This is a genomic window from Burkholderia sp. Tr-862 (assembly GCF_011753085.1).
Classification (GTDB): Bacteria; Pseudomonadota; Gammaproteobacteria; order Burkholderiales; family Burkholderiaceae; genus Burkholderia; species Burkholderia ambifaria.
The window spans coordinates 50,750-70,909 of record NZ_VWWG01000007.1 but is presented as its reverse complement, the minus strand read 5'-3'; the positions used below and the strand labels follow the sequence as shown (position 1 = coordinate 70,909).

The following is a 20,160-nucleotide window of genomic DNA, read 5'->3' as shown; positions in this document are numbered from 1 at the left end:
ATGAGAGGGTGCGAGATGCACAACACCAAGATCGTCATCGCCATGGCGGCATTCAGTGTCGGTATCGCCTGCGCGCCAGGCGCGCAGGCCGGTTTCGTGAACGAAGCTGCGCAGCAGCAACAACAGCTTGCCGCGGTCGGTCCGGCTCCTGAAGTCGCATCCAGTCCGCTGACTGATGTGCCTGCCGTGCCCTCGTCCGGACGGAAGGTCACCCAAGTTGGCATGCGCCCATCCAACGTCAGTGTTCCGCGTGGGAAAGGAGTCGACATCGCATTGGGCGACATGGCTCCGGTAGTCGTCCCGCGCGAGTTCCGTCTCGATTTCGGTAACGTGAACACGCAGCAATTTGTCGCGTGGAGTGGCGGGAAGCCTTGGGATGCTGTTTTGACCGACGCTATCACGCCGCTTGGAAACGTCGAGGCCACGATCGACTGGAAGCAACGTGTCGTCACGTTCCGACGCGTCGCATCGACGGTATCGATGATCGCCGCGAATGGCAATGCAAATGACGTTTCTGCAAAGTCAGCGGTCCCGCAGGCAGTCGCGATGCGGTGGGAAGTGAAGGCGAGCGACGTGACCTTGCGTCAGACGCTGATTCGTTGGGCGAAAGACGCCGGCTGGCAAGTCTCATGGGAGATCGGATACGACTACCCCGTGCAACTGGAGGGTTCGTTCACCGGCGGTTTCGAGAGTGCGGTGGATCAGTTCATGGGTTCGCTTCGATATAGCGACTATCCGGCGCTCGCGTGCATGTACGAGGCCAATCACGTGGTTCGTGTGCTTCACTACGGGGACAAAAAAGAATGCGACAAGTAAACCAACGCGCCATCGCGGCGGCCGTTCTCGTATTCGCGCTGTCGGCGTGCAACACCATGCAGCGCGATGTCGACCATCAATCTGCCCAGGTTGCGGATCAGGTGGGCGCCTACAATCGTATGGCAACCATTCAGAATGCGACTTCGAACGTTCGCGTAGTACAGCGTGTCAATGGCGCCTGGTTGGGTGGTCGAGCGGTGCCGATGACATCGGACGCGACGCTGCCCGAGATCTTCAAGCGGAACGATTTCCAGTTTCAGTTCAAGGACGGTCCCGGTGATCTTCAGCTTCTGGCTGAGCGACTGACGAAGCTGACGGGAATTCCAGTTCGAGTGCAGCCGGATGCGTTGATGCCGCTCTCGGCTTTTATGGACAGATCGGGGGGCGGCGGAGGTTCGGCATCTGCTACCGCGGGCGGTGTTGCATCGGCCCCCGCGACTGCATCGTTGCCACCGTTGCCGAGTCCTGCGGCCGGCGGTTCTCTTGCTGCGGGTCTTTCCTCGGCATCGTATGGCGGCCGATCGGACGAGACCAAGTACAACATGAACTACGTGGGAACCCTGCAAGGGTTCCTTGAGTTGACCTGTGCGAAAGGTGGGTTGTCTTGGGATTACCACGATGGCGTCATCACCATTCGCCGGTTCGTCACGAAAGTTCTGTCTCTGAAGGCGTTGCCCGGTTCGTCGGGCTTCGACGCTTCGCTCGGTCGCGAGGGGCAGACGCAGACAGGCACCCAAGGCGGAGCGCAGGGCGGCACATCGCAGAACAGCGGTGGCTATTCATCGAACACAAAGATCAAGATGGATTCCACCTATAGCGTCTGGACGTCGATGGAAGGGCAAATCAAGGCGGTTAAGACTCCGCCTGGCCGCTACTGGATCTCCGAAGCAACAGGGACAATCACCGTCACCGACACGAAGGCCGCCGTTGACGAGATTTCGCGAATCATCGACCACGAGAACGGGCTGCTGACGCGTCAGATCGTGATGCGCGTGGAAGTGCTCTCGGTGAAGCTGACGAGCGGTCAGCAATACGGCATCGACTGGAACGTCGTCTTCAACAAGGTCACCAATATGGTTCCTTGGGCGCTTTCCTTCACGTCGCCAACGTCGCTCGTTTCCACGGCAGCAGGTAGCTTGGGCGCGTCGGTCCTGACGCCGACGAGTGGGTCGCCGTCTGCGTGGTCGGGATCGAAAGCGATGTTCAATGCGCTGCAAGACTACGGTCGCGTCAAGGTCGTAACGACGGCTAATGCGATGACCGTGAACCGTCAGCCGGTCCCGGTGGCCATCACGCAACAAACCGGGTATCTGGCGGAGGTTACTCCTGCGCCGGCTGGCGCGACCGGTAATGTCGGCGGCACGCCTGGCCTCACACCGGGTACCGTGACGACCGGCTTCATGCTCAATCTTCTGCCGACTATCCTCGACAGCAACAGCATCCTGCTCCAGTTTTCGATGGGCATTTCGTCGCTCGATTCGCTGGACAAGCAAACGTCTGGCAGCGGTAGCAACCAGAATAGTATCCAGACGCCGACGATCTCGAGCACCGACTTTTTGCAGAAGGTTGCATTGCGACCAGGCGACACGCTGGTGCTCTCTGGCTACGAGCGCGAACAGGGGCAGTATGACAAACGGACGCTGACGGACAAGGCTCCGGTTGGTCTCGGCGGCTCGTTCAACGGCTCCACGAACCGCGAGGCAGTCGTGATCCTTGTGACGCCGGTTGTGGCCGAAGGCGCAATTTAAGGCAGGACGCTATGTCAGTGCGACTCGTTGCCGTTGACGGCCATCACGTTGTATTCGGTCTCGATTGGGTGCCGTTGACCGGGGAGACTTCCGAGAAGAAGGAAGTGCAGGCGCTCGTCTCAGACATGGACGCTGCGTTCGAGGTCCGTTACTCGAACGATCAGGCAATCATGTTCGGCTTCCTGGCCGATAGTGAGGTACCTGAAAGTCTTCCAAAAGCAGCCAGGTCGAAGATGCTCTCCGCATCCGTCTTGTTGGCGACCTTCCCGCAAGTCACGCCTAACGCGATCTGGATCGAGATTGAGGGGCAGACAGCTCGCATGGCCGTTCTCAAGGATGGCCTGCCGATGTCATCCGGTGACTTTTGCGGAGATATCGGTGACGCGGAAGAGCGCATCCGGCAAATCGAAGCGGACAGCGGGGGCGTGACGTTCACATTCTTCGGAAACTACGAAGCTGTCTACAGCAGTACGATCCCGATCACGCTGCATGAACTTGTCAGCGAAGGCGGCGTCGTGGCGGCGACGCTCAAAAAGGCGAGCAAGGGTGTCAATGTCAAGCAAATTGCCGTGCTCGCCGCACTTGTGGGGGTTGGGATCTATTTGGCATTGCCGAATTTCCAAACGAAGCCTCACAAGACTGCCGCGAAACAGGAAGATCCGAACGTCACGTATCAGAGGACTATTGCTGGAAAGCTTGCGTCGGCCGGCACACCCATCACAGCGGCAGCGCCTGCGCTCCTCGGGAGTTGGCAGATCGATCCGTTTCAAGGTGGGTGGGTTCTATCGAAGATCTCCTGTCAGGTGGCGGCATGCATTTACACGTGGACTATCCAAGGCGGGAACTTCGAGACGTTGGTTGCTGCACTTGGGCCGCACGATTATGACCTTTCCCTGGACGGGAAGACCGCCTCCTACACCGTTCCAAATGCACCGGTGAAGGCTGCGTATCTGGACAGAAGCACCTTCTCGACGTTTTCGCAGTTCAAGTTGCGAGTGGGCTCCTTGGCGCAGGATCTCGCGCTCGCTGGTGTAACGCTTACGTTAGATCAACCAACGGTCTTCGGGGCCGATCCGCAGTGGAATGCCGCGGCTCTTCACGACGTTGTGAGAGCGGGTTCAGTGACCGGAGCAGGTCCGGCCGCGCTCTTGAAGGAAACCATCGCGCGCCTGCCGGATTCCATGTCCATCGATGAGATCGACGTGAGTACCGGCGGAGCCGATCCGAAATTCACGTTTCAGGGGAAATACTATGTCAAAGACTAGCGGACTCGTGCTCGTTCTCACACTGGCTACGATCGCCCAAGGGGCCATGGCGGACACGCTCGATATGCTCGTGGACAAACAACGCCAGGCATTGGTGCATGAAATGGACAAGAAGTTGCAGGAAGACAGCGGCGCGAAACTGGCACAAGCGCCAGCGACTTCGCCGAGCCCGTTGCCACCCGCGACTGCATCTGCGGATACCGACGCGAAGAAGGAAGCTCGAAAGCCGGCAGACGATCTCCGTGTGAATGCAATTTATGGCGTGAACGGCATGACGACCGTTGACGTTTCGATCGGCGATGGCCCGTCATACCCAATCACGAAAGATCGCTCGATCAAGGGGTGGGCGATCGCAAAAGTCTCGCCGTCGTCGGTGACCTTCAGGAACGTGCGAACGAAGGCGCTCAAAACCATCTATCTGGCCGAGCCGACGACTTCGCAGGCATCTGCCTCGCAGACCACGATGGCCGCAGGGGTGATGCCTCCAGTCGGCCTGCCGGTCGGCATGCCGATGCCGAATTTCCCGCGTATGGGCGCTCAATAAACCCGCCGGCACGCCAAGGGCATCAGATATGTTGACGTCGTCACCCCTGGGGAAATGGTTTAGTCGCCTTTTTGTAGATGGCGCGAACAGCGCGCGTCCGCAGAAGGCGGTAACGCCGCGTGCTACGGCCGGGCGATCCGCGCCAGTCCGTATCGCGGCGCACGGCCAGGGAACGACGTTGCCGAATTGGGCTCGTGTTCAGTCAGTGGCAGAACTGCCGGTCATTCATCGTATCTACACTGCTGCAAAAGCAGACTTCGAGGTGCCAGAGTCACTGAGGGCAGTGCTCGTCGTGACCGGACATGAGGGCGGGACAGCCAGCATCCTGATTGATTCGAATTCGTACACGCTGGCTGCCAGGCATGTGGACAGCCTGCGTGAGCGGCTGCGCAAGGCGCAGGTGCGCGTCGTGAAGGCCGCGTTCGCAGACCGAGACCTGATCGCTGCTATCTACAAGACCGAGCACCACGAGGCGCTCGCAGATGACATCGCCACGAGTTCGTCCGAAGAAAGTCGCTTGTTCGACTCATTTATTCGGTACGGGATCGAAAACGGTGCAACTGACCTTCACGTCATCGTCAAGGGTCAGCACGGTGTAGTTAAGTACCGCATCGACGGCGAGATGGAAGTCATGAAGGGGCCGACGAAGGGCGTCTACACGCGTGAGCAGTTGCATGGTGCGTTCGGCTATGCGTACAACAAGCTGATGGCAGATCGCACTGGTTCGCATTCTTCGTTCACGAGCGAGGATTTCCAGTCGTGCATGATCCCTTATCGCGTCGGCGAGAAGGCGATGAACCTCCGCTGGCAATCGTCGCGAGGCTTCGAGGGCTTCACGGTCTATATCCGCTTTCTGATGAAGGACAAGACCTTCAAAGCGGACAGCTTCCAAGACTTCGGATACGAAGACGACCAGGCGGAGATGTTTGCCCGCGTCGCCCGCACGCGCAAGGGAATGATCCTGATCGTCGGCGAGACCAACTCGGGAAAGTCGACGGCGCTCACGCACTACATCGAGACGCTCCCCGAGCGCGACAAACTCAACATCATCATGGTCGAAGATCCGACCGAAAAATCTGTTGACGGAACGTCGCTGCAGATTTCGTTGCAACGTACCCTATCGGTCGAGTCGGACAAGACGCCGTTCAGGGAAGTGCAGGGCGTGTTGATGCGTAGCGACCCCTGCATCATCGCGCAGGGCGAGATCCGCGATATCGACTCGGGAACGTGCGCGAAGACGCTGCTGGAATCCGGCCACCAAGTGCTTGCGACCTCACACGCGCCCGGCGTGATGGACGCTTTTGTACGGCTCACGAGCAGCGAAATCGGCTTCTCAATGGAGACGCTGACTCGCCCGCGTTTCTGGTCCCTTGTCGTTGCTCAGTCGCTCGCGCCCAAGCTCTGCTCTTGTTCGAGCGACCAGTACGCGGACGACACGATACCGCATATCACCGCGTTCATCCGTGAGCGATTCCAGATCGATACGTCCAACATGCGCACGAAAAAGGAAGGCGGTTGCCCCTTGTGTGGTGGGCGTGGCACGAAGGGGCTGACGGTTGTCGCGGAGATGTATCAGCCGACTCGAAACTTCCTTCAGGCCATGCGGCGCAACGACGATTACGAGGCTGAGCGCATCTGGAGGTCCGAGGGCGACAAGCGGTTCGACTCCCCTAACATGCGCGGCAAAACTATGTTCGAACACGCGCTATACAAGGCATACACAGGTTTGATCGATCCACGCCAAGTCGAGACGTTCGAACTCTTCGACCAATACGAAATCATGTTTGAGGCCGCCTAATGAGCACCGCTCAGAAACGTAAAGCACGCGAACATCTCGATAGCGTGACACTCGCTTTCACAATACGTCGCTTCCGCGGCGGGCGGGAGAAGTTTTACATCGATCTGGCGGAGGCCATCAAGGATAAGGAGCCGACCGCGAGGTTTCTGTCCATTCGACTCGCCCGTGCCATCAAACAGAAAGATCCGTACAGACGTCTGTACCAGATCTTCCTCGAGCGGCTGGATCAGAAAGGGGGTTCGTTGTCGCACATGTTGGGCGGAATCGTGCCTGACAGTGACCTTCTGGTGATTGCGTCGATCGAGACGCGAGGCGATGTCGATGAGGGTCTCCGCTTCTTGGCAGCGACGATCAAGAGCCAACGTGCGATGACGGCAGAGATGGCCGCAGCCATGCTCGTGCCGGCTCTCGTGACGACCGTGTGCTTGGGATTTATCGCTATGCTGAGTTTTTTCGTGATCCCTGTATATGCGACGATCGTGCCGCCAGAAAGGTGGAATCCGATGGGAAAGTCGATCTATGCCGTCTCGTATGTCGCGCGGCATTACGGGCTTTTACTGCTTATCGCGGCCGCTTCGCTTATGTGGTGGTTCAAATGGTCGATACCGAACTGGCGCGGACGCAGGCGTACCAAGGTGGACAACTACATTCCTTATCGCGTCTTCCGTGACTACCACGGCTCAATTTTCATGGTTGCGCTGGCGTCCTTGTTGGTGTCAGGCGAAACGCTGGTTCGGTCTCTGGAGAAACTGAAGCGGCGCGGCCAACCGTGGCTGAAATGGCACATCAACGCGATCCTGAATCGACTGCTTACGAAGAACCTCAGCTATGGCGAGGCGTTCGCCACGGGGATCTTCGGACAGGAACTATCTAACCGGCTGATCGACCAGAGTCGCCGCAGTTCCGACTTCAATCTGGTCATCAAGAAGATGGGCGTCGAAGGGATCGAGGAGGCGCGCGAACAGGTCAGAAAGTCGGCGAAGAGCCTTAACATCACGTTAATTTTCATTCTTGGCGCTGTTGTCGCCTATCTCTTGCTCGGAACACTCTACACGGCGCAGGGCCTCAGTGCAGGTCTGCGCGACTCCATTCGTCATCAACAGGTGGCCAAAAAGTGACCGTCGTAAAACGCGATACTCGTGCCCGCAATGGTGCGTATAATTGCATCGATACGCAACTAATCAACCGCTGTACACTTCTAGGGGGTTCCATGTCCGTTCACTCGAATCGCAATTTCAATCGTCTGCACAAGCAGAAGGGTTACACGTTGATCGAACTCTCGATCGCCGGGGCGATTATCGCCCTGCTGATCTATGGGACCGTCAAGGTGGTCAACGGTGTCATCGCGGACAATCGCGCGAACGCGGAATTGAAGGAGTTGCCGACGGTCATTTCGAAGGTTCAGAAAGTCTACGGCAACCGGCCGAACTTCTCGGGGGCTACGCAAGCAATTCTCGTCAACAACGGGGCGTTCCCGACCGATTGGGTGGTTCCGGCATCTACCAACCTGGTCAATCGATGGAGCGGCACTGTGACCGCGGCAGTTACGACGATCGGTGGTGTCGCTAACAATGCAATTAGCCTTACTACGACAGGCGTGCCGAATTCGGAGTGTGAGTCCATCGTTCCCGGCATGGATAACTCCGTGCGCACGACGACAGTCAACGGCACGCTGGTCAAGCAGGATGGCCAAGCGAGCGATCCGGCGTTGACGGGGGCAAACTGCACGGCAAGCCAGAACACCATCGTTTACGTCTTCAGCAAGTGACCGGGACTCGTCATGCAAAGCGAACTTGACGAGATGCTTCTGTTGGAGGCCGCTTCGTACTCCGATTGGCACGTGGACATTGCGAAGCCGGAGACCTCGGTGGTGTTTCGCGAGTTGAACGACGACGGGGAGCGGCTGGCCGAGGCGAAGCCTTCGAAGGTGCCGGAGCGCATGCGCCCCGTGCTTTTCCATATGACGACGTGGCTCAAGGCGCATCGTGACAATGGAGACGCGGATGCGCTCGCGTTCGACATCGGCGATTTGCGCTTTCGCGGGCAGCGCATGCGCGTCAATCGCTACGCGCTGCGACGTAGCCGGAAGGAAGTGGCAGGGATCAAGGAATTGAACCTTGGGCGGGCGGCGGAAGATCTGTTGCTGGACCCGGAATTCCGTGCGGGCGGCTTGATCCTCGTGTGTGGTGAAACCGGTGCGGGCAAGTCCACGACGATCCGGTCTGCTGTCAAAGCACGACTGGAAGCTTACGGAGGGTATGCGCTTGGCGTAGAGTCGCCGGTTGAAGTCGAATTCGAGGGCTTTCACGGCGATGGTTACTTCGAGCAGGTGGATGCGACCTCGATGGGGTACAAGTACGAGGTCGAGACCGCAATGCGGAAGTTTCCCGCTGCCACGCGAAGCATGTTCATGTTCGGCGAGGTGCTTGGTCAGGACGCTGCTGCTGAGCTTGTGCGCCTCGCGCCTCGCGGACACCTTGTGCTCACGACCATCCACGCCGATTCGCCTGAGACAGGCATCAAGATGCTCTTGACGCTCGCGGAGCGAGGTGGCGAGTCTTACGCTCGGCAGTTGTTGGGCTCGTCGCTGCGTGCCGTCGTGCATCAGAAGTTGCAACGCGGCAAACCGGTTGTCCAGTGCTTGAAGGTTGATGAGCAGATCAGAAACATCCTTTCCAACCCCGAAGCTTCGCTTTCCAACCTTACCTCCGCGATTGACCAAGCCAAGCGTCAGATCGCAGCGCAAGCGCTTCGCACTGGAGCCGCGGCGCAGCCGCGCATGCAACTCTAAGGGACGTACTATGGCTTTCCGTCTTCGTCCGATTCTCGTTGGATCGCGCGCACGGCAGCGCGGCTTCTATGATCTGGTTTCGATCGGCATTGGTGCGACGATCGCGATTGCTTTCGCTACCGTTGGCCTATGGGTAAAGCGGCAGGAGATGTTGTCGGATCAGATGGCCGCGCAGGGTGGTGTCATGCTGGATATCGGGAACCTGATCAACAGCAAATACCTCGCGCTGAACTACTCGAATCTGGTGAACGGCACCGCGGTCCCAGGCGTAGCGAATGAGTATGCGCCGACGGTGGCGGAGCTTCAGGCGATCAACGTTATACCTGCAGGGTTCTCGACGACGAGCGCCTACGGTCTGCCGTACCAGGTTTCTCTCGCGAAGGTTCCGGCCGGCTGCGTTGCGCCTGCATGCGATATCGCTGGAAACGTGTACATCGGCGGGGCGATCACCGATCCTTCGACCGGTAAGCCGTTGATCCTCGCGGATGGGGCGGCTGCTATCGGCGGTGACGGCGGCTACTCTGACACCGTAACGCCCGGCACGCTTACTGGCATGAATGGCTCCTGGACGGATGCCAATCCGGTGGGCAGCGTGGCCGGCGTGCTTGCGATGCGGGTGGGATACGGATCGAGCGGATGGTCAGCATTTGTCCGCCGTGATGGTTCGCTTCCCATGGAAGGTGACCTGAATTTCAAGGGCACGACCGGAACGCTGCACAACATCATCAACGGGAACGCGATTACATCGCAAAGCTTGCAGACTCTTGCGAACGGTTCGCTCGGTGCGCCCTCCGTGACCTTGGCCAATGGCAAGGTAGTCGCCTTCAACCAGGTGCCGGAGGGCGGGGTGCTCGGCCTGGTCGGTGCCAATGGTCAAGCTGTCTACCTTGAGAGCTTGAACGGCACTTTCCGTCTGGTCAACAGCGCTTGGAACGCGCAGCTATTTTCCGTTGACCAGGGAGGCAACGTCGTTGCCGGCGGAAACATGCAGGTCAACGGCAACATGCAGATCAACGGCAACACCACGATGGGTGCCAACACCCAAATCTACAACCCTGGCACTCAGTACATCGAGACGGGTGGCGGAAACCTGTACCTGAAGCCGTGGAACGGCTCGGGAGTGACGATCGTTGGCGGCGGTGGTGGTAGCGGCCAACTGATCACGACGGGGCGTCTTACCTCAAACGAATATATTCAACCGAACGGTTGGGCGGCACAGGGTGCAGGATGTGGGCCGAATGGTTTGATCGCCACTTCCGGCTCTGGCCCGTTGTTTTGCCAAAACGGCGTCTGGACGGCCCCCGGCGGCGGTGGGAGCGCGGTGGCGTATTGCAAGGCGAACTCCTGCGGAATCACGCTTCCAAGCGCTGGAACGTGGGATATTTTCGGGATCGCCTATTCGCAGCAAGCCGCTTGGTCGGGCGCGACGTTCTGGATCAACGGTGCAGTGGTCGATACCAATGCCAATTGGGGCGATCAAGACGGCACGGGCTATGGGGTGATGTCCGGTGCGTACCGAATTGCGGTGGGTGGCCCAACCTACATCCCCGCATCGACGTCTTGGGGTAGCGCATGGGGCGATTTCACGATCAACCTTCACGCCACCAAAGAGTGACGCCTTAGTGCTTATGCGCGGTCGATCATCGAGTTGCGGAAATTCGGTGACTCGGCCGCCATCAGCTAGAACTCTGGATATTCCGCCTCGTCTAGGCGAGCCATGGTTGGCGCGCAATGATTCTTTCGATTTCCGTGTCGCTCGGGGATAATTGCGGGCGCTTGCTCTGTCACGGGCGTCCCCACCGAACACACCGCAGTGAACATGGAAATTTTACGGAATGGCCCTGGCGCTCAGTCGCCAAATCTCGCATCGAGCGATGTAGCTGCTACCCACGATCGCATCCCTGGATACCGTCCTGACATCGACGGCCTACGTGCGATGTCGGTGCTGGCCGTGCTGATTTTCCATGGGTTTCCGGAACTCCTGACAGGTGGGTTCGTCGGTGTCGATGTGTTTTTCGTGATCTCCGGCTATGTCATCACGAAACACATGCTGCGCGAGATCAATGCCGATACCTTCAGTTTCTTCGCTTTCTACGGGCGACGTATTCGGCGGATATTTCCGGCGCTGCTGCCAGTCCTTGTTTGCATTTATGCGTTCGGCTGGTTCGAAATGCTACCCGAGGAATTCAAGCAATTAGGGCTCGACATCGCGGGTGGCGCTGGTTCCATTGCTAACCTGGTGCTATGGCACGAGGCGGGGTATTTCGACGTTTCCTCCGCGCTGAAGCCACTGCTTCACCTTTGGTCCCTCGGCGTCGAGGAGCAGTTCTATTTGGCATGGCCAATCTTGCTTCTTGCGACCGTGCGAGCGCGCAAGGACGCGTTCTGGCCTATCGTGCTTGTGGGGCTTGGCTCGTTTCTGCTGAATGTTTATGTGGTGCGCCACGATACGGTTGAGGCGTTCTACTCACCGTGGACGCGTGCTTGGGAGCCGATGCTCGGCGCGTTGCTGGCGTATCGACACGCCAATGACAGGAGCACCTCTGCGAGCCAGGCCAATATCAAGGGCAGCCTTGGACTATTGGCCCTGATTGTGTCGTTCGTGTTTCTCAAGGAGTCTTTGACGTTTCCGGGCTGGTGGGCGCTCATGCCAACCGTGGGGGCCTATCTCGTGATCGACGCCGGCGCGAGTCGGACGTTTGCTTCCCGCGTACTTGGCTGGCGACCGCTCGTCATGATCGGGCTGATCAGTTACCCACTCTATCTGTATCACTGGCCGCTTCTCTCTGCGCTGAAAATCTCGAGCGGCAGTGTCGTGCCGGCCGTATGGCGCGTCGTTGCTCTGTTGATTTGCTTCCCGCTGGCCCTGTTGACATACCGATATATCGAGACGCCCATCAGGAAGTCGCGGCATCCGAGATTGGTGGTGGGTATTCTCGCTCTTCTGATGGGCGGATGCGGCTTCGCGGGCTACAACGCGTACCAGCGCGGTGGATTGGAATTCCGAATGTCCCACATGGTCGGCGCATTCGCGGACGGTGTGAACTTCGACCGCGACAAGATTTGGCGTCGTGGCGAGTGCTATCTCGAAGGCTCCGACAAGTCTTTCCGTGATTCGTGCGTGGATGCTGGCACTGGCCCACTGGTTATGTTGTGGGGCGACTCTCGGTCCGCTGCTCTGTATCCCGGTCTGCGCAGTGTCAGCAGCGCGCGCGGTGTGCGACTGGCGCAATTCAGCACCTCCGGATGCCCGCCTGTCTTCGGTGGAGATCCGCGGTGCGCACAAGCGAATGCACGTGTGATCGAGATAGTGAAGACGACGAAACCGGCGATCGTCTTGCTGACCGCAAATTGGACAACCGATCGGCTTCAGGCACTTTCGGCAACCGTTGATGCGTTGCGTGCAGCCGGCGTCGGGCGCATTGTCCTGATTGGGCAGGTTGCCACCTGGCAAAGTTCGTTGCCCAAGCTCTACTGGCTTTTCTGGCGCGAGCACCACGAGAAGATGCCTGCGCGCTCCTTTTTCGGATTAGATCCCGCATCAAGGCAATATGACCGGGATGGGGCCGCGACCGCGAAGCAGCTAGGTATCGAGTACGTTTCTGCATTCGACGCGATGTGCAATACCGCGGGCTGCATCACCCGCACGGGCACGGGGCGGGGAAACATCGTCACGTTCGATGATTCGCACCTGACTCCGGCTGGCGCTGAAGCGGTGGCGGAGGGCATCGCGGCAAGGGTATTCGGCGACTAGCTGGTGAGCAGCGCTGTTTCCACCGCAGCCGCTATCTCAACGAGAGACACGTTCAAGCCCTTGGCGAGCGCAAGCATCGTGTCGAGGCTCGGCGAGCGCAGTCCACGTTCGAGAAGCGAGATATAGGTCCGATCGAGGTCTGTCACCTTCGCCAAGGTGTACTGCGACATGCCTCGTTCGTTCCGAAGCTTTCGCAATGTGGCGGCAAATGCGCTGTTGGCTTGACTGTTCAAATTCCCGGCCCGGTCGTCTGGGCCAGAATTGTGGGTTTGAGGACAATAGTCAGCAGCAGACTATTGTCAGAGTTTTGTAACGGAAGCGGCACGGCGACGAATTTTTAAGGGGCCAAAGCGCGTTTTCGTCACCGTGCGCCGATTCTTGAGGGTTTGGTGAGATCGGCGCAGGCGGGTATTGAACTCTGGCGCATGGTCGAATCCCGGCCGTATTGTTCCATATGACAAACCATTGCCGCATAGAACAACAATATGCGGCACTCTGGGAGGTTCCTTGCCTCGCTCAGTAATGTATGTATCATTACTACGATACGCAATTAGTCGCGTATCGCGCGCGAGGCCCTTCAGGGGCATTGCGTCCCCATCCGAGCCAGGCGTTGCGCCGGCTTCCCAATGAAGGAGTATGGAATGTCGAAACTGAGTGCAATTCAGGAGCGTATCGGCGGCTCGAAGGGCGATCTGCCGGCCACCGAAAACTTTGCCCTGCAAGTGTCGGGCTACGCGAAGGACTCGAAGGGTCGCGATGCGATCATGGGCATGCGTCTCGACACGGGCGAAGAGGTGACCGTGGTGCTGCGCCCGTACAAGAGTGACACGCCGCTCAAGGCCCCCCGCGCCGAGGTCAAGGACTTCGTCGCGAATGAAGGCGAGATCTCGACGCTGATGAAGGCACTTCCGAGCGAGGAAATGCGCAAGTCGGTGCTCAAGGGCATGAAGGCCAAGACCGAGCCGGGCGGCACCATTCTCGTTCAGCGTGCGTTCACCGAATCGGATTCTGGCGTGGTCAACGCCGGCTGGCTCCAGTCGGCAGCGAAGTACCCGGACCACTGCAAGGTCGTCAGCGACGTGTTGCTGCGGATCGATCCCGTGGGCTATGCCGAGCGCAGTGGCCGGCAGGTCGGCTATGCGAATGCGACGGCGCTGATGCCGTCCGCGTCCAAGCAGGTGACGTCCGCCGAACAACTGAAGGCCGCGTTGCTGGACGCTTTCGCTGGCGTCGGTGGTATCCAAGGTCGTCCGATCGCGCTCGTGCGTCTGTCGGACGGCGATGTCAGCAAGGCGGTCGAATTCGCGCGCCCGGTCAAGCGGAACAAGGAGACCAACGAGTTCAAGCACGCGACACCCGCCGAAGCCGTCGAAGCCTTTTTGGCGTCGCAGTCGGGTAAGCAAGTATCGCAACTCGTCGGCGATCCCGACCTGTCGATCGAAGTCGTTCCGGGCCAGCGTGTGAGTCTCGGCACGCAAGCGAAGGCATCGTTCGAAAAGAGCGCGTCCGGCCTGGAACAGGTCAACCGCGCGTACCGATTCACGAAGGCCGAGCAAGGCCAGACCGGCTACGCGCAGTCGTACATGGTGCTGCACGCAGTCGAGGGCGGCCAGATCTTCTCGTCGGCCGAGCCGCTGTCGAACAAGCCGTCGCTGTTCCATCCGCGTGACGTGCCCACGCCGTTCTTCAACGGCAAGCCGACCGCGATCGCGGAGAACAAGGAAATCACGCAGCACACCGACGCGGCCGTCGTGCCGGCTAGCGTTGCCGACGATGCGGACGAGGAAGAGCCGTTCGATCTCGACGATGTCGTGCAGAACGCCATCCCGGCCGAAGCAATGGCAGCAAGCGCGCCGCGCATGCGCGTGTAAGCCAATGCCACGGCAGTTTCCTGCAACCATGAAAAAGACCGCCTCGCGCGGTCTTTTTCAATGGTGGTGACTATAGTCTGCGGCCCCACGATCGAGGATAGAAGCGATGGCAGCGCCCGAAACAATGAAGTGGCTTGACCTGTCCGCACACGGCGTCAAGTTGCGTCTCTTCCAGCTTAACGACAAGACCGTCAACCTGGTCCTGACCGGTGTGAAACCGGCGTCAGCCGAGTGGACCGCCGTGCAAGCTCTCGGATTCGAGCCGTCACGATCTGGAAAGACGCTCATACGCAACGGTACTGATATCCAGACTGGAGCGCTGCGAAAGATCTTTCCTGCGAATGTCATTCGGGATCTGCCGCTGTCGGATGTCTGGATTCGAGTGACGGGGCAGGCCGCCGACACCTCTGAGCAGCGTCAGCAAGACCGCGCAGTCCTCGGGCGCAATGCCTTGGGGCATGTCGTGCGCCGGGATGATGACGGCACTCGTTATCTCACGTTTTCTGATGGATCTGTTTCGCGCGAGCGCGACTTGCAGCCGGACGCTATGTCGGGTGATGACGACGCGTCAGCGGCCCTTGCCTCAAGCTTTCTGCGGGCAACGTCGCCGCAGGCCCTTGCGTTGTGTGCAGATGCATTCGTTGACGAGATGCTGGCCGGCAAGAACATGGACTCCGCCGATCTGAGGCACTTCGGTGGCCTCGTCTATGGCGAGTCGCGTTCGCTCGAAATCGCCGACCCGCGGCTTCGGACCGTTCAGGAAGCCGTAGAGGCAGCGATGCATCGCTGTCTGTTTTCTCGGCATCAGAAGGCAAACGCCGAGGCATTCAAGCTCGCTGTCGCGCTCGCAGAGCATCAGCCAACGTTTGCCTACCGGACTTCTACTTCGGTCGAGAACCAGCAGTATTCGACGCCACTCCCGATGTCGATCGCGGTTCAACACATCCTCGGCGATACCGCGGGCGGAAAGCTGTTCGAACCCACTATCGGGAACGGAAGCCTCGTCACGGCGCTTCCGCGCGGCACGCAGATTACGGGCGTTGAGATCGATCCGGCGAGATCTGCCCAGGTCGGCGTGCTGCGGAATGACATTCGTCTCGTGACGGGCGACGTGCTCGATATCGCGGGTACGCTCGATTCTGACTTCACATTCGTTGCAGCCAATCCGCCGTTCGGTGGTCTGGCGTCGCCGGTGGCGTTCGAAAATCTGCGTTGCAACCGCGTCGATCACCTTATCGTCCTCAAAGCGCTTCGCCAGCGCAAGGACGTTGGCCGTGGGGTTTTCATCATTGCGGCCGACCGGGAAAGCCTGATCGAGCAAGGTAAGGTCGCCGGCGGGAGCAAGAGCTTCTTCGCGTGGCTTGCGGACCACTACGAGATCGAGGACGCAATCGAACTTGACGGTGCGCTCTACAAGAAACAAGGCGCGGAGTATCCCGTTCGCATGGTGACTGTTGGCCGGCGACGTTCACAAGAAGAAGCGGCCGAGGCGCTGCAATCGAAACAGTTTAGGTTAGGCGAACGCCTGCCAGTAGTTCATACGTGGGAGTCCTTATGGACACACGTGCAGGCACTGGCCCGCAAGCTGTCGCCTGTCGTGTCTGTGGAACCGCAAGAGGCGGTTGAATCCGCCGACACGAGAGATGACGATGAAAAGGCGGCGGCTCGAGAGGCTGCGCTCGAATTCCTGCGGTGGCAGCGAGAGTCCGGTGCGGCAACCGCATCCGATGTGATGCCGTCGATATACCGCGGCCGGACCTTTCAGACTGGCGCTCCTCTGGTAAAGGCTGGCTATGTGATGGTTGATGCGCCCGGTGGACACCAGTTCAAGCTCTCTGAGCTATGGCGCGAACTGGATATGGCGAGCGAGGCCAAGCAAGAGCCTGTCGCAGGAAACCCGCAAGAACAGCAGGACCAAGGGAGCGGTCACGAAGCAGTGGGCGAGCAGCCCGTTCAGGCGGAGTTCAACGACTACCAGGCCCCGTACATTCCCGCGTCGAAGCTCAACGAGCCGAGCGCGATGATTCCCCGTAACCTCGAAGAGCCGGTGCGCCGTGCGCTGGCGAAGCTGGTCGAGGAAATCGGCATGGACGTGGACAGCTACGTCGCAGATAAGCTGCAACTAACTGTCGAGGAAATGGAACTTGCCTTTTCTGCCGAGCAGGTCGATGCGATCGGGCTTGCTATCAAGCGTGCGGAGGAAGGGCGAGGGTTCATCAACGGGGACCAGACCGGACAAGGAAAGGGGCGTGTGCTTGCAGCATTGGCTCGCTATGCCGCTCTCAACAATCAGCCGGTCGTGTTTAACACCGAGAAGGCGAACCTGTTCTCGGACTTCTGGAGGGATTTGAAGGACATCGACTCGCACACGCTGTTCCGCCCGCTGATCCTCAACGACGGCGAGCCGGTTCGCAATATGGACACCAACAAGATCGAGATCCCTGCGACCAAGCCCGCTGTCATCAAGAAACTCATGGACAACGATATCTCGTTGCACGACTCGGGCTACAACCTCATGTTCTCGACGTACTCGCAGTTCAACCGTGAGCGTTCTGCGAGCAAGAAGGCAGCATGGCTTCCTGCCGCTGCCAAGGGTGCGATGCTGCTGCTGGACGAGTCCCACGTTGCCGCCGGCGAGTCGAACACTTCGGACAACATCGGTCTCGCCGTGGAGCATGCGGGGTCGTGCATGTATTCGAGTGCCACGTTCGCGAAGAACGCGAAGAACATGCGCGCCTACGCAAAGGTGTTCCCATCGAGCGTTTCCGTCGAATCACTCGCAGACACGCTGCAAGCTGGTGGAGAACCGCTTCAGGAGATCCTGTCCGCGATGCTTGCCGAAGAAGGTGTGTTCATTCGGCGCGAGCATGACCTTTCGAAGCTGGAATTCGCGACGGTCATCACCGAAGAAACGAACGAGCGTGACGAGCAGTGGGCGGATGCTCTCAGCGCCGCGCTACGGGCCATGTCGTACCTCTCTGGCGACGTAGGCAGGGTGATGCGTCGTATGGACAAGGAGATCAAGAAGAAGATCGAAAACATGCCGGAGGCCGCGCGTGCTGGCAATCGCATGGGCGTGTCCTATCAGGGTTTCGGTTCTCGGCTGTACAACATCCTTCGTCAGTTCGCGCTCGCGCTAAAGATCGAAAAGGTCGCCGATGAGGCGATCAACGCTCTGAAGGAAAACCGGAAGCCGGTAATCGTTCTCGAACAGACCTTCGAGTCGCTGCTGAAAGAAACACTCGCGGAAACCCAGAAGACCGATGCTGAAGAGGGGGAACTGAGCGAAGAGGGTACAAGGAATCTCACTGCATCCCTGGACGGTCGCACGGTCGACGCGATGACGTTCCGAGACGTTATGCAACGCGTGGCGCGCAAGCTCGAATACATCTACGTGCGCGATGACTACGGCAACGGTCACTACGAGCACGTGACCGCTCAGGCAAAGAACAAGGAGGAAGCGGAGGCGATTGATGAGGCAATCAGCGACATCGCAGTGAAAATTTCTCAGCTTCCGGACATTCCCGTGTCTCCGCTCGACACGTTGCGCCAGAAGCTCAACGACGCTGGCTATTCGTGCGGTGAGATCTCCGGACGCTCGTTTCAGACGAGCCCTTCTCCTGACGATCCCGGCAAGATCATCGTCAGTATCAGGCCGGATCAGCGGCTCCAAACCCTTGCCGATTTCAACAATGGCCGTCTCGATTCGACCGCTTTGACGCGCGCCGGCTCTACTGGCCTGTCGGCGCACTCCAGCGCCAAGTTTGCCGATCGCCGGCAACGCGAGATGATCGAAGCGCAGATCGCCAACAACGTCGCCGAGCGAGTCCAGTTTTTTGGTCGCGTGAATCGCCGCGGACAAGTCAACTCGCCGCGCATCAAGTCGGTGATCACGTCACTTCCGTTCGAGAAGCGCACGCTTGCGATGCAGAACACAAAGCTCCGCAAGCTGTCTGCAAACACGCAGTCGAATCGGAATAACCAGGCTGAGATGAAGGAAGTTCCCGACATTCTCAACCCGGTCGGCAATGACATTTGCCGCCGCTACCTGGAAGAGAATCCGGATATTGCCGCGCTGCTCGATATCAATCCCGAGCAGGAGACACCGAGCGACGACGAAGCGTATTTCGCGAACAAACTCACGGGCCGTATCGCGCTGCTACCCGTTGCCAAGCAGAAGGAGGCATACGCGGACCTGTCGCGCGTTTTCAATGAAACCGTGAAGGAGATGGAATCGAAGGGCGTTAACCCGTTCCAGACTTCCGTATGGGACTGGCGTGGCAAGATCGTTGACCAGAAGGTCTTTCGCGCCGGCAAGCGCAATGGATCGGTGTTCGATTTGCCGGTCTACATTTCTCGTGTCGAATGGGAGGAGGAGGTTATTCCGTACTCATCCGAAGACATGTCGCGCATGATCGAGCGTGGTCGTCAATTCCTGACAGAGCAGGACAACCGGTTCAAGCTGGTCGAGCATCGCTATGCGATCGGGCAGCACGACAAGTGGCGGGTCAACTGTGATGGAATCCTGCAGGATGTTGATCGGTGCTTTGCAAACGTTCAGCAACAGGCGCTGAAATCGCTCCCGCAGTTCAAGTCGGTCGAGGAAGCGATCGCATCAGCAGAAGCAAATCCAGTGAAGAGTTCGTCCGTTCGGCACCAATGGATTCGGCGCGTGTTGCCGACTGTTGTGCCTGGCAGCATCATCAATTTCAGTGGCATGGAGGAGCAGGCCGAGAAGGGAATGATCGTGTCGCTGTTTCCGCCCGAGAAGCGCACTCAGTCGCACCTTCTTGGGCAGTACAGCGTTCGTGTGATCGTTCCTGGTAGCGATAAATGGCAGGAGTTCTCGCTGAACCAGCTTATCGGAGATCCGCTGTTTTCGACGGACCATCTGCTCGGCAGCGACTATACCAATCCGTTGAAAGCTTTTGATGCGGCGAAGCCGGGCACGATCCATTTCTCGCGGAACGTGCTGACTGGCAACATGTTTGCTGCCTCGCAGTTTGTCGCGGAGCATCGCCTCGGCAACGCGGCCATCTTCACCGATGAAGCCGGCGCGCGGCATCGAGCGGTTGTGCTGTATGCGAAGGTTACTCAAGAAGACGTGTTGAACATGCCGGTCGCGCTCACGCGGACTCTCGCCTCTACCGTGCTCGAAAAGGCATACACGGAAGGGTTTAGCGTCAGGCTGATCGCGTCACCGTCTCTGAATGACAAGCAATGCCAGGTCATCTTCGATCGCAGTCGGCCGGCGTCGTTGACGATCTCGACCAGCGGGACGAAAGCCGTAGGCGGCTTCGTTTTTGGCAACAAGGATCTCACGAAGATCACGGGAGATTTCGCGGGGAATCGGAGCACGATGAGCGTGTCGGTGGATTTCCACAAAATGGATGCCGTCATGGACATTCTGATGAACCGATGTGGACAGGCGTTCTACATCGATGCTCAATCGGCCAAGCGTCTTCTGCCCGAGTTTGCCGGAGACGACGCGGGCGAGAGCGACTTGATCGAAGGCGAGGCGGAAGAGTCCAAAAAGGGACCGGGAACTCCACCGCGCTTCGCCGCATAAGTGC

At 58.9% G+C, this 20,160-nt stretch carries 13 protein-coding genes; 12 read left to right on the top strand and 1 reads right to left on the bottom strand.

What is annotated here, in order from left to right; all coding sequences use genetic code 11:
- Positions 1-15 precede the first annotated feature (15 nt).
- From F3J14_RS04340 to F3J14_RS04295, 10 genes are all read left to right on the top strand, one after another.
- The gene (locus F3J14_RS04340) at positions 16-816 is read left to right on the top strand and encodes a toxin co-regulated pilus biosynthesis Q family protein (protein ID WP_166721948.1); all 801 of its coding nucleotides are present in this window, start codon (positions 16-18) and stop codon (positions 814-816) included.
- Entirely contained in the window at positions 804-2,564 is a 1,761-nt protein-coding gene (locus F3J14_RS04335; RefSeq protein ID WP_166721947.1) for a PilN family type IVB pilus formation outer membrane protein, read from the top strand. Before F3J14_RS04340 ends, F3J14_RS04335 begins: the two co-directional genes overlap by 13 nt.
- An 11-nt stretch (positions 2,565-2,575) precedes the next feature.
- Positions 2,576-3,829, top strand: a complete 1,254-nt coding sequence (gene pilO2, locus F3J14_RS04330) for a type 4b pilus protein PilO2 (protein ID WP_166721946.1) — start codon at positions 2,576-2,578, stop codon at positions 3,827-3,829.
- Between the two features lie 46 nt (positions 3,830-3,875).
- Positions 3,876-4,373 (top strand): hypothetical protein, encoded by a 498-nt coding sequence (locus tag F3J14_RS04325; protein ID WP_166721945.1) that lies wholly within the window; start codon positions 3,876-3,878, stop codon positions 4,371-4,373.
- Positions 4,374-4,578: 205 nt separating this feature from the next.
- Positions 4,579-6,171: an ATPase, T2SS/T4P/T4SS family gene (locus tag F3J14_RS04320; RefSeq protein ID WP_166721944.1), complete on the top strand. Its 1,593-nt coding sequence runs from the start codon at positions 4,579-4,581 to the stop codon at positions 6,169-6,171.
- On the top strand, positions 6,171-7,289 hold the full coding sequence (locus tag F3J14_RS04315) for a type II secretion system F family protein (RefSeq protein ID WP_166721943.1): 1,119 nt from the start codon (positions 6,171-6,173) through the stop codon (positions 7,287-7,289). The genes F3J14_RS04320 and F3J14_RS04315 overlap by 1 nt, the downstream gene beginning before the upstream one ends.
- A gap of 92 nt (positions 7,290-7,381) precedes the next feature.
- Complete coding sequence (locus tag F3J14_RS04310; RefSeq protein WP_166722003.1) at positions 7,382-7,939, top strand: type 4 pilus major pilin; 558 nt, start codon at positions 7,382-7,384, stop codon at positions 7,937-7,939.
- Between the two features lie 12 nt (positions 7,940-7,951).
- Positions 7,952-8,962, top strand: coding sequence for an ATPase, T2SS/T4P/T4SS family (locus F3J14_RS04305; RefSeq protein ID WP_166721942.1), 1,011 nt, complete (start codon positions 7,952-7,954; stop codon positions 8,960-8,962).
- Positions 8,963-8,972: 10 nt separating this feature from the next.
- The gene (locus tag F3J14_RS04300; protein WP_166721941.1) at positions 8,973-10,577 is read left to right on the top strand and encodes a shufflon system plasmid conjugative transfer pilus tip adhesin PilV; all 1,605 of its coding nucleotides are present in this window, start codon (positions 8,973-8,975) and stop codon (positions 10,575-10,577) included.
- Between the two features lie 204 nt (positions 10,578-10,781).
- A complete protein-coding gene (locus F3J14_RS04295) occupies positions 10,782-12,716 on the top strand; it encodes an acyltransferase family protein (protein ID WP_166722002.1) in 1,935 nt (644 codons plus the stop codon).
- On the opposite strand, the gene F3J14_RS04290 is transcribed toward F3J14_RS04295, so the two are convergent.
- Positions 12,713-12,949 carry a helix-turn-helix transcriptional regulator gene (locus tag F3J14_RS04290; protein WP_166721940.1) on the bottom strand — a complete coding sequence of 79 codons (237 nt, stop codon included), beginning with the start codon at positions 12,947-12,949 and terminating at the stop codon, positions 12,713-12,715. The two genes, F3J14_RS04295 and F3J14_RS04290, sit on opposite strands and share 4 nt — an antisense overlap.
- A gap of 408 nt (positions 12,950-13,357) precedes the next feature.
- Here F3J14_RS04290 and F3J14_RS04285 point away from each other — a divergent pair, with 408 nt between their 5' ends.
- Complete coding sequence (locus tag F3J14_RS04285; RefSeq protein WP_166721939.1) at positions 13,358-14,587, top strand: hypothetical protein; 1,230 nt, start codon at positions 13,358-13,360, stop codon at positions 14,585-14,587.
- A 106-nt stretch (positions 14,588-14,693) separates the two neighbouring features.
- Positions 14,694-20,156, top strand: a complete 5,463-nt coding sequence (locus tag F3J14_RS04280; protein ID WP_166721938.1) for a strawberry notch C-terminal domain-containing protein — start codon at positions 14,694-14,696, stop codon at positions 20,154-20,156.
- Positions 20,157-20,160 lie beyond the last annotated feature (4 nt).

Excerpts from the sequence above, each read along its gene's own strand:
- F3J14_RS04300 (WP_166721941.1), top strand. The coding sequence starts at position 8,973 with ATGGCTTTCCGTCTTCGTCCGATTCTCGTTGGATCGCGCGCACGGCAG.
- F3J14_RS04295 (WP_166722002.1), top strand. The coding sequence starts at position 10,782 with ATGGAAATTTTACGGAATGGCCCTGGCGCTCAGTCGCCAAATCTCGCA.
- F3J14_RS04325 (WP_166721945.1), top strand. The coding sequence starts at position 3,876 with ATGGCGGACACGCTCGATATGCTCGTGGACAAACAACGCCAGGCATTG.
- F3J14_RS04310 (WP_166722003.1), top strand. The coding sequence starts at position 7,382 with ATGTCCGTTCACTCGAATCGCAATTTCAATCGTCTGCACAAGCAGAAG.
- F3J14_RS04315 (WP_166721943.1), top strand. The coding sequence starts at position 6,171 with ATGAGCACCGCTCAGAAACGTAAAGCACGCGAACATCTCGATAGCGTG.
- F3J14_RS04335 (WP_166721947.1), top strand. The coding sequence starts at position 804 with ATGCGACAAGTAAACCAACGCGCCATCGCGGCGGCCGTTCTCGTATTC.
- F3J14_RS04340 (WP_166721948.1), top strand. The coding sequence starts at position 16 with ATGCACAACACCAAGATCGTCATCGCCATGGCGGCATTCAGTGTCGGT.
- F3J14_RS04285 (WP_166721939.1), top strand. The coding sequence starts at position 13,358 with ATGTCGAAACTGAGTGCAATTCAGGAGCGTATCGGCGGCTCGAAGGGC.
- F3J14_RS04280 (WP_166721938.1), top strand. The coding sequence starts at position 14,694 with ATGGCAGCGCCCGAAACAATGAAGTGGCTTGACCTGTCCGCACACGGC.
- F3J14_RS04305 (WP_166721942.1), top strand. The coding sequence starts at position 7,952 with ATGCAAAGCGAACTTGACGAGATGCTTCTGTTGGAGGCCGCTTCGTAC.
- pilO2 (WP_166721946.1), top strand. The coding sequence starts at position 2,576 with ATGTCAGTGCGACTCGTTGCCGTTGACGGCCATCACGTTGTATTCGGT.